Genomic DNA, 10,789 nt, shown 5'->3' with positions numbered 1-10,789 from the left:
CAGTAGTGCTGTCTTATTTATCTGCCCAAAGCGAACCGGATTTGGCGTATGATGACGCCCCGTCCGGCTTCCGCTGCGAGCGCGGGTGGAGCTTTGGGCGGAAAGCCTTCCGTCCTGTTCCCCCAGACCCGCGGTTTAGTGCCGGTCGCCGGCATCGAGCCGCAGAGAATATCGATAGCAATATCGGCATAACAGGGACGGGCAACCCCTGCCGTCCCAACGTGGATTGCCCGACAGGGCCATAATGGAGAACGAGACGATGACGGAGTTGACGCCATCTGTGACGACGGGTTTTGTGCCGGCCGCGCAGACGAAAGCGGCCAACAATAAAACCGATCATCTCCGAACCCCCACCGGCTATGCAGCGCATGGCCTTTATGACCCGCGCAATGAGCATGATGCCTGCGGCGTCGGCTTCATCGCCCAGATGAAGGGCGTGAAGTCGCATCAGATCGTCAAGGACGGTCTGTTCATGCTCAACAACCTGACGCACCGCGGCGCAGTTGGCGCTGATCCGCTGATGGGCGATGGCGCCGGCGTTCTGGTGCAGATCCCCGACAGGTTCTTCCGCGAAGAGATGGCCAAGCAGGACATCGAGCTGCCGGCGGCTGGCCAATACGGTGTCGGCCACTGGTTCATGCCCAGGGATCAGGCGCTTCGCGATCATATCGACGACATCATTCGCGAGTCGGCACAGTCAGAAGGCCTGCCGCTGATCGGCTTCCGCGACGTTCCTGTCGACAACTCCTCGCTGTCGAAGGCGCCGGAGATCGTTGCGTCCGAGCCGTTCCATCGCCAGGTGTTCATCGGCCGCACGCCTGAAATCGACGACGACGAGGAATATGAGGCGCGGCTTTATCTGCTGCGCAAGGTGATATCGGGACGCATTTATGCCGAGAACAACAACAGGGACATCGGCGCCTATTGCGTGTCGCTGTCGGCGCGCACCATCGTCTACAAGGGCATGTTCCTGGCCTTCCAGGTTGGCGCCTACTACAAGGACCTTGCCGATCCGCGCTTCGAGACGGCGCTGATCCTGGTTCACCAGCGTTTCTCGACCAACACCTTCCCTTCGTGGAAGCTGGCGCACCCCTACCGCATGGTCGCGCATAATGGCGAGATCAACACGGTGCGCGGCAACAACAACTGGATGGCGGCGCGCCAGGCGTCGGTGGACAGCGAGCTGTTCGGCAACAACATCTCCAAGCTGTGGCCGATCTCCTACGAAGGGCAGTCGGACACCGCCTGCTTCGACAATGCGCTCGAGTTCCTGTTCCAGGGCGGCTATTCGCTCGCGCATGCCATGATGATGCTGATCCCGGAAGCCTGGGCCGGCAACAAGTCGATGGGCGCTGATCGCAAGGCATTCTACGAATATCATGCGGCTTTGATGGAGCCTTGGGACGGTCCGGCGGCGGTTGCCTTCACCGATGGCCGCCAGATCGGCGCTACGCTTGACCGCAACGGCCTGCGCCCGGCACGCTATATCGTCACTGACGACGACCGCGTGATCCTGGCGTCCGAGGCTGGCGTGCTGCCGGTCGATGAGAAGAGCATCATCAAGAAGTGGCGCCTGCAGCCGGGCAAGATGCTGCTGATCGACCTAGTCAAGGGCCGGATCATTTCGGACGAGGAGATCAAGTCCGAGATCGCAACGAAGCACCCCTACAAGACCTGGCTCGCCAACACCCAGCTGATCCTTGAAGAACTCAAGCCGGTCGAGCCGCGCGAGCTGCGCAAGGACGTTTCGCTGCTCGATCGCCAGCAGGCCTTCGGCTACACCCAGGAAGACACCAAGCTCCTGATGTCGCCGATGGCGACGACCGGCCAGGAAGCCGTGGGTTCGATGGGCACCGACACGCCGATCTCGGCGATGTCGGACAAGGCAAAGCTGCTTTACACCTATTTCAAGCAGAACTTCGCCCAGGTCACCAACCCGCCGATCGACCCGATCCGCGAGGAACTGGTGATGAGCCTTGTGTCCTTCATCGGACCGCGGCCGAACATCTTCGATCTCGTCGGCTCGTCGCGACGCAAGCGGCTCGAGGTGCGCCAGCCGATCCTGACCAATGGCGATCTGGAAAAGATCCGCTCGATCGGCCACACGGAAGACAGGTTCGACACCAAGACGATCGACATCACCTATTCCGCGGCCGAGGGTGCAGCCGGCATGCCGGCTGCCATCGAGCGGCTATGCGAGCGTGCCGAGGCGGCGGTAGCCGGCGGCTACAACATCATCATCCTGTCCGATCGCCAGATCGGGCCGGACCGCATCGACATCCCGACGCTTCTGGCAACGGCTGCGGTGCATCATCACCTGATCCGCAAGGGCCTGCGCACGTCGGTCGGCCTCGTTGTCGAATCGGGCGAGCCGCGCGAGGTGCACCACTTCTGCTGTCTCGCCGGCTACGGTGCGGAGGCGATCAACCCGTATCTCGCCTTCGACACGCTGATCGACATGCACAAGCGCGGCGAGTTTCCGCCCGAGGTCGACGCTTCCGAAATCGTCGGCCGCTATATCAAGTCGATTGGCAAGGGCATCCTCAAGGTCATGTCCAAGATGGGCATCTCGACCTACCAGTCCTATTGCGGCGCRCAGATCTTCGACGCGATCGGCCTCAAGACCGACTTTGTCGACAAGTACTTCACCGGCACCGCGACCAATATCGAAGGCGTCGGCCTCGAGGAAATCGCGGCCGAGACCGTCAGCCGTCACGAGTCGGCCTTCGGTCCCGACCCGGTGCTGCGCAACGCGCTCGAAGTGGGTGGCGAATACATGTACCGCATGCGTGGCGAAGCCCACATGTGGTCTCCCGATGCGGTCGCCTCGCTACAGCACGCGGTTCGCACGGGCTCGTGGTCGACCTTCAAGGAGTTCTCCGCCCAGATCGACAGCGAGACCGCGCGTGCCCAGGCCATACGCGGCCTGTTCCACATCAAGTTGGCTGAAGAGACCGGCCGCAAGCCTGTCGCGATCGACGACGTGATGCCGGCCGCCGAGATCGTCAAGCGCTTCTCTACCGGGGCGATGTCCTTCGGCTCGATCAGCCGCGAGGCGCACACCACGCTCGCCATTGCCATGAACCGGATCGGCGGTAAGTCGAACACCGGCGAGGGCGGCGAGGAGCCCGATCGTTACCTGCCGCTGCCCGATGGTTCGGTGAATCCCGAGCGTTCGGCGATCAAGCAGGTGGCTTCCGGCCGCTTCGGCGTGACGACGGAATATCTCGTCAACTCCGACATGATGCAGATCAAGGTGGCACAGGGCGCCAAGCCCGGCGAGGGCGGCCAGCTGCCCGGCCACAAGGTCGATGCGACCATCGCCAAGACCCGGCATTCCACGCAGGGCGTCGGCCTGATTTCGCCGCCGCCGCACCACGACATCTATTCGATCGAAGATCTGGCGCAGCTGATCTACGACCTGAAGAACGTCAATCCGGCGGCAGACGTGTCGGTCAAGCTGGTGTCGGAAGTGGGTGTCGGCACGGTCGCGGCCGGTGTCGCCAAGGCGCGCGCCGATCACATCACCATCTCCGGCTATGACGGCGGCACCGGTGCTTCGCCGCTCACTTCGCTCAAGCATGCCGGCAGCCCGTGGGAAATGGGCCTTGCCGAAACGCACCAGACGCTGGTGTTGAACGGTCTGCGCAGCCGCGTGGCGCTGCAGGTCGACGGTGGCCTGCGCACAGGTCGCGACGTCGTCATCGGCGCGCTGCTGGGGGCCGACGAGTTCGGCTTCTCGACAGCACCGCTGATCGCTGTGGGCTGCATCATGATGCGCAAGTGCCATCTCAACACTTGCCCAGTTGGCGTCGCCACCCAGGATCCGGTGCTGCGCAAGCGCTTCAAGGGCACGCCCGAGAACGTCATCAACTACTTCTTCTACGTGGCTGAAGAGGTTCGCGAGTTGCTTGCCGCGATGGGCTACACCCATCTCGACCAGATCATCGGCGATGCCGACCTTCTGGAAAAGCGCGAGCTGATCAACCACTGGAAGGCACGCGGGCTCGACTTCTCCAAGGTGTTCTTCAAGCCGGATGCGCCGCGCGAAGCGGTTCACTGGACCGAGCGCCAGAAGCATCCGATCGACGACGTGCTCGACCGCAGGCTGATCGCCGAGGCAAAGTCCGCACTCGAGTCCCGCCAGCCGGTGAAGATCGAGGCGACGATCCGCAACGTCGACCGCTCGACCGGCGCGATGCTGTCGGGCGAGGTTGCCAAGCGCTTCAAGCACAAGGGCCTGCGCGAGGATACCATTTCGGTCAAGCTGACGGGTACCGCCGGCCAGTCCTTCGGTGCGTTCCTTGCTCGCGGCATTTCCTTCGAGCTTGTCGGCGACGGCAACGACTATGTCGGCAAGGGCTTGTCGGGCGGTCGTATCATCATCCGTCCGCCAGAGGATTCCAAGATCCTCGCCGAGGAGTCGATCATCGTCGGCAACACCGTGCTTTACGGTGCGACAGAGGGCGAGTGCTACTTCCGCGGCGTGGCTGGCGAGCGTTTCGCCGTCCGTAACTCCGGTGCCGTCACCGTTGTCGAAGGCGTGGGCGACCATGGCTGCGAATACATGACCGGCGGCGTTGTCGTCGTCATCGGCAAGACCGGGCGCAACTTCGCGGCCGGCATGTCGGGTGGCGTGGCCTACGTGCTTGACGAGGACGGCGACTTCGCCGAACGCTGCAACATGGCGATGGTCGAGCTCGAGCCGGTCCCTGAAGAGGACGACATGCTCGAAAAACTGCACCATCACGGCGGCGACATCGCCCATATGGGCCGCGTCGACGTGTCAGGCGACATGACCCGCCACGACGAGGAGCGCCTGGTGCAGCTGATCTCGAGCCACATGCACTACACCGGTTCGACGCGCGCCAAACAGATCCTCGACGACTGGGCGAGCTACCGTCCGAAATTCCGCAAGGTCATGCCGGTCGAGTACCGCCGCGCGCTGATCGAGATGGAACGCATGAGGATGGGGGTCGCGGCGGAATAGCCGCGACTTTACCTGCCGGCGTAGCGGCCAATTGGACGCACGCCATCGCATGCTTCATTGGAAGTGGTGGAACGATACGCCCGCGAGGTTCCCGCGAGGCCAGACTGACGAAAGTTAGACTATGGGCAAGGTTACAGGTTTTCTCGAAATCGACAGGCAGGTGCACAAGTACCAGCCGGCTTCCGACCGCATCCGGCATTTCCGCGAATTCACGCTGCCGATGTCGGACAAGGAAGTTGAAAAGCAGGCCGCGCGCTGCATGGATTGCGGCATTCCCTTCTGTCATGGCCCGACGGGCTGTCCGGTGCACAACCAGATCCCGGACTGGAACGATCTCGTCTACAATGGCGACTGGGACAACGCGATCCGCAACCTGCATTCGACCAACAATTTCCCCGAATTCACCGGCCGCATCTGCCCCGCTCCTTGCGAGGAAGCCTGCACTCTGAACCTCGAGGACATTCCGGTCGCCATCAAGACCGTCGAGCAGGCCATTGCCGACAAGGCCTACGAGACTGGCTACATCAGGCCTTATCCGCCTGAGAAGAAGACCGGCAAGAAGGTTGCCGTCATTGGCTCGGGCCCGGCCGGTATGGCGGCCGCCCAGCAGCTTGGCCGCTCTGGCCACGATGTGCATCTCTATGAGCGCGAGAGCCGCCCCGGCGGACTGCTGCGCTTCGGCATCCCCGACTTCAAGATGGAGAAGCACTATATCGACCGCCGCGTCGAGCAGATGACGGGCGAGGGTGTGACCTTCCATTGCGGCGTCAATGTCGGCGTCGACAAGCCGGTCGCCGAGCTTCTGGCCGAACATGATGCCGTGCTTTATTGCGGCGGCTCCGAGACGCCGCGCCCTGCCGGCATTCCGGGCGACGATCTTGAAGGCGTGCACGACGCGATGCCTTATCTCGTCCAGCAGAACAAGCGTGTCGGCGGCGAGGATATCCAGTCGGTGGCATGGCCGTCAGAGCCGATCGTCGCAAGCGGCCTGCATATCGTTGTTGTCGGCGGTGGCGACACCGCGTCCGACTGCGTCGGCACCGCATTCCGCCAGGGTGCTGTGCGTGTCACCCAGCTCGACATCCGCCCGCAGCCGCCGGAAAAGGAAAACAAGCTCGCCGTGTGGCCTTATTGGGCGACAAAGATGCGCACCTCGTCCTCGCAGGCCGAAGGCGCGCAGCGTGAGTTCCAGGTGGCGACGCTTGAGTTCATCGGCGAAGAAGGCCAGCTGACTGGCGTCAAGTGCTGCGAGGTCGATGACAAGCGCAAGCCGATCCCGGGCACCGAGTTCGTCATCCGCGCCGATCTCGCCTTCATCGCCATTGGCTTTGCCGGCCCGCTCGCCGACGGCCTGGTCAAGGAGCTCGAAGGCAAGCTCGACATCACCACCGACAACCGTCGCTCGACCAATGTCGCGGCCAACGACCAAGACTACAAGACCAATGTCGACAAGTTCTACGTCGCCGGCGACGTGCGCCGCGGTCAGTCGCTGGTGGTCTGGGCGATCCGCGAGGGTCGTCAGGCCGCGCACTCGATCGATGTCGCGCTTATGGGTTCGAGCGTTTTGCCACGCTGAGGCGATGTGGGTGCGTCCTTCGAGGCTCGCCCACAAGTGCTTGCACCTAGCTCGGGACTGTAGGTGAGGGCTCGCACCTCAGGATGAGGACGGTCGGTGCCGGCCTTCCCATCCTGATGGGGCTGCGACAGTAATCACCTTGGTATCTGTCAACGCAGCGATGGTCCTCATCCTGAGATGCGAGCCTTCACTGACATCGAAAGAATGATCCGAACCTTGGCGGCTCGCCCACAAATTGCTTGTACTTGGCCTGGGGACTGTAGGTGAGGGCTCTTACCTCAGGATGATGAGGACGGTCGGTGCCGGCTTTCCCATCCGGATGGGGCTGCGACAGTAATCACCTTGGTAACTGCCAACGCAGCGACGGTCCTCATCCTGAGGTGCGAGCCTTTACTGGCATCTCAAGGATTGATCCGAACCTTCGCGGGCGAGCCTCGAAGGACGCACGACCAAACTACCGCTTGATCGCTGTCGTCGTCTCGGTGCCTTGTCCGGCTGGCAGTGGCTTGGGCGGCCAGGAGAAATCGTCGGCGCGACCGGCAGGCGCTGCCGGCGCAATGCCTTGCACGACAAGCTTTTCGCCGGGTGAGTGCGGGTCGCCTTTGGCAGCTGTTTGCGCGCCCAGCAATTCGCTGCCGCCGTCGAGCTCGGGGTCCGAAAGCGAGATGGGCACCGTCCGGTCGATATTGACGGGCACGTTGAGCTCGCCCGGCGTTGCCTGTGGCAGGCTTGCTGGCAGCACAGCCTCGGTGCCTTGAGGGGTGATGCCGAGCAGCTTGTTCAGCGGCTTTTCTGCATAAAAGGCGAGCTTGCGCTTGCCGGCGCGGGTGACGTTGATGCCGTCGTCGGCGCGCAGGCGCACCGGCTGGCCGTTGATGTCGGGACCGCTGGTGACGAAGGCGCCGCCTTCATCGACAAAGCCGCCCCAGACATCGACGAATTCGCTGCCGGCGGCTTCTGTTGCGGCACGATAGATGTCGTTGAAGACGAGCATGTCGGTACTCGCCTTCGGTGATTTGAAGGCGGGCATGCCGACCCACAGGAACGGCACCTTTGTGGCGGAAATGGTCTTGGCCAGCGCTTCGGTGCGGGCTTTGTATTCCTTGGTCCAGACCGCGTTCATCGGCGGCTCGCGGCTGTCGCCGACCTTCATCTGCTGGCGGTCGTTGGAGCCCATCATGACGATGATGGCGGCTGGCTTTTCCTGCTCGATAAGCGCCTTGGCCTTCTCGGGCCAGTTGTAATAGTCGTCGCGCACGAAGCCTGAGGAGCCGTTGGTCTTGTCGACCACGCGGACCTTGGCGTTTTCGGCGAAGACGGCGCTCAGTCCCTCGGCGATGCCGGCGCCCATGAAGTCGCCGATGACCAGAACGACCTTGGCATCGGGCAGTTTTTCAATCACCGGAACGGCCGGTTCGGCCGGCCTGCTGACTGCATCGACCGTCGACTTCGGCCTGCGCGGCGCCTTGCGGATCACGCGCTGCGGGGCCCGCGGCTGCTCGTAGATGTAGGGATCGACGCGAGGCTGGCGGAACGGGGTGAACAGGTCGCGCAGCGACCAGCGCCGCAATATGCCTTCCTGGGCTGCCGCCGGGGTTGGCATTGTGGACGAGATGGCGGTCAAGGCGACCGCCACCGCGACCAGTGGCATCGTCAGGCGCAAGAGCAAAAACCTTGAACGTCGTGCCGATGCCAAATGCAGCCTCCGGTTGCTAATTGCGCCGCAGCGATTTGAGCACTTCCATGCTCGGGTGGCCGTCCGGCGTCAAGCCCAGCTGTGCCTGGAACGCCTTGATCGCCGAGCGCGAACCTTCGCCGATCTTGCCGTCGCTCTTGCCGTCGTAATAGCCATGCGCCGACAGTCGCTTCTGCAGCTCCTGCTTCTCTTCGAAGCTGAGCTTGGTGAACGGCCGCTTCCAGTCCTGTACCAGGCCACCGTAGCCCGCGATCTCGTCGGCAAGAAGGCCAACGGCGAGCGCGTATTTGTCGGCGTTGTTGTAGCGCTTGATGACCGAAAAGTTCTTGGTCATCAGGAAAGCCGGTCCACCGCGTCCGTCCGGCACCTTGAGGGTGGCCACGTCCGAACCGCGCCTGAAAGCCTTGCCATTGGCGCGTTCGACGCCGAGTGCTGCCCATTTGTCGAGCGTCATCGATCCCGAAGGGAATTTCTGTCCCTGGGGCAAGACGACCTCGTAGCCCCAGGTCTTGCCGGCCTGCCAGCCATTTTTCTTCAAGAGATTGGCGGCCGTGGCGAGTGCGTCGGGTACGGAGTTCCAGATGTCGCGCTTGCCATTGCCGTCGGCGTCGACGGCATAGGCTTGGTAGCTGGTCGGGATGAACTGGGTGTGGCCCATCGCACCTGCCCAGGAGCCGACGAGGTGGCTTTCGTCGATGTCGCCACGCTGCAGGATCTTGAGTGCCGCGATCAGCTGGGTGCGGGCGAATTTCGCCCGGCGCTGGTCGCCATAGGCGAGCGTTGCCAGCGAGCGCACGACATTGCGCATCACTTTGTCGTTCTTGAGAATCTCGCCGTAGTTCGATTCCATCGACCAGATGGCGAGCAGGATGTAGCGGTCGACACCGTAGCTGGCCTCGATGCGATCGAGCCACGGCTTCCACTTGCGTGCCATCTCGCGGCCGACTGCAATCGACTGATCATGCACGCGATTGTCGAAATAGTCCCATACCGGTGCGGTGAATTCCGGCTGGAAGCGGGCTTTTTCCAGCACCTCTGGATCGGCCGAGGTTACGCCGCGAAAGGCACGATCATAGGTCGCGCGGGAGATTCCGTTGTCGGCGGCTACCGAACGGAAGCTCGCGACCCAGCGTTCGAAGCCGGCCTCGGCCGCCGCCGGGCCAGCAGGCAACAGCAGCGCGAGCGAAAGACCAGCGATCGCGGCAACGCCTGCGAGACTCTTGGCGGTAATGCGAAGGGGCATTCTTTCCTCCTTGGAGAGATCAGAAAGTCGATTCATCGCCGAAGCCGGTTAGCAATCAGTTTACCATGGTCCCCTGGGGAACGAAAAACGCCCCTGGGGATTGTCTCCCCAATGGGCGGGACAATCAAGATCGCGTGATCGGTGGTCTTGCCCCCTGTCCCTGAATATGTGATCGCGTTCAGTATTCCTCAATTCGGGCGTGACAATGTCACTTCTCGATACCCGTAATCTTCTATCGGACGATGAAGCATGAAGAGAGTTCGCAAGGCAGTTTTTCCGGTCGCGGGTTTGGGCACGCGTTTTCTGCCTGCCACCAAGTCGATCCCGAAGGAAATGCTGACTGTTGTCGACCGTCCGGTGATTCAATACGTGGTCGACGAGGCACGCGAGGCTGGGATCGAGCATTTCATCTTCGTCACCGGCCGCAACAAGGCGGTCATCGAAGATCATTTCGACGTCCAGTTCGAACTCTACGACACGCTGGCACAGCGCGGCAAAATCGAACAGCTTGAACGGCTGCAGCGGCTCCAGCCAGGGCCGGGCCAGACCTCTTTCACCCGCCAGCAGGTGCCGCTTGGCCTTGGCCATGCGGTTTGGTGCGCGCGCGAACTGGTCGGCGACGAACCTTTCGCACTGCTTTTGCCCGACATGATCATGCAGTCGGAAAAGAGCTGCATGCGCGAGATGGTCGAGCTTTACGCCGAAACCGGCAGCAATATTATCGCCGTGCAGGAGTGCGATCCCGCCGAGACGCACAAATACGGCATCGTCGGACAGGGCAAGGCCGTCCACACCGGCTTCGAAATCGAAGGCATGGTGGAAAAGCCGAAGCAGGGTACGGCACCCTCCAACCTTTTCATCAATGGCCGCTACATCCTGCAGCCTGAGATCTTCAACATCCTGGCAAGCCAGGAGCGTGGCGCCGGCGACGAGATCCAGCTCACCGACGCGATGCTGAAGCTTGAAAAGCAGCAGCGTTTCTACGGCTACCACTATCGCGGCCGCACCTTCGACTGCGGCTCGCCGGAAGGCTTCGTCGAAGCCAATGTCGCATTTGCCCTGTCGCGTTCGGATCTCAGCAAAAGCATGGCCGGTGTCATCGAAGGCTTGCTGCACGAGATGAAGCCGGGCCGCTAAAGCGGCTGCAATGTCGCCCGCGCGTCAATTTTGGGCGCGCGGAGCGATGGCCATCGGGGCCTGCTCCAGATAGACATGTCCTGCCAGGTGCCCGCAGCGATGCGGGAGAATCGGGAACACGGTGCAAATCCGTGGCGTGCCCAACGC

At 62.4% G+C, this 10,789-nt stretch carries 5 protein-coding genes and 1 riboswitch; of the genes, 3 read left to right on the top strand and 2 right to left on the bottom strand.

Going from position 1 to position 10,789, the window contains the following annotated elements; genetic code table 11:
* Positions 1-259: 259 nt before the first annotated feature.
* On the top strand, positions 260-4,990 hold the full coding sequence (gene gltB / locus AC1DUU_RS12170) for a glutamate synthase large subunit (protein ID WP_476783675.1): 4,731 nt from the start codon (positions 260-262) through the stop codon (positions 4,988-4,990).
* Positions 4,991-5,111: 121 nt separating this feature from the next.
* The gene (locus tag AC1DUU_RS12165) at positions 5,112-6,566 is read left to right on the top strand and encodes a glutamate synthase subunit beta (RefSeq protein ID WP_476783674.1); all 1,455 of its coding nucleotides are present in this window, start codon (positions 5,112-5,114) and stop codon (positions 6,564-6,566) included.
* Positions 6,567-7,020: 454 nt separating this feature from the next.
* On the opposite strand, the gene AC1DUU_RS12160 is transcribed toward AC1DUU_RS12165, so the two are convergent.
* Positions 7,021-8,262, bottom strand: coding sequence for an SGNH/GDSL hydrolase family protein (locus tag AC1DUU_RS12160; RefSeq protein WP_476783673.1), 1,242 nt, complete (start codon positions 8,260-8,262; stop codon positions 7,021-7,023).
* 16 nt (positions 8,263-8,278) lie between these two features.
* Positions 8,279-9,505, bottom strand: a complete 1,227-nt coding sequence (locus AC1DUU_RS12155; RefSeq protein ID WP_476783672.1) for a lytic murein transglycosylase — start codon at positions 9,503-9,505, stop codon at positions 8,279-8,281.
* Positions 9,506-9,754: 249 nt separating this feature from the next.
* On the opposite strand from AC1DUU_RS12155, the gene galU reads away from it, so the two are divergent.
* Positions 9,755-10,642 (top strand): UTP--glucose-1-phosphate uridylyltransferase GalU, encoded by an 888-nt coding sequence (galU, locus tag AC1DUU_RS12150; protein ID WP_476783671.1) that lies wholly within the window; start codon positions 9,755-9,757, stop codon positions 10,640-10,642.
* 68 nt (positions 10,643-10,710) lie between these two features.
* Positions 10,711-10,789: riboswitch (cobalamin riboswitch) on the top strand. This riboswitch is flagged as partial in the annotation.

The sequence above is a fragment of the Aminobacter sp. P4_H6_2 genome, assembly GCF_056400805.1.
Note: the sequence above shows the minus strand (reverse complement) of the source record. Positions and strands in the feature narration are given on the sequence as shown.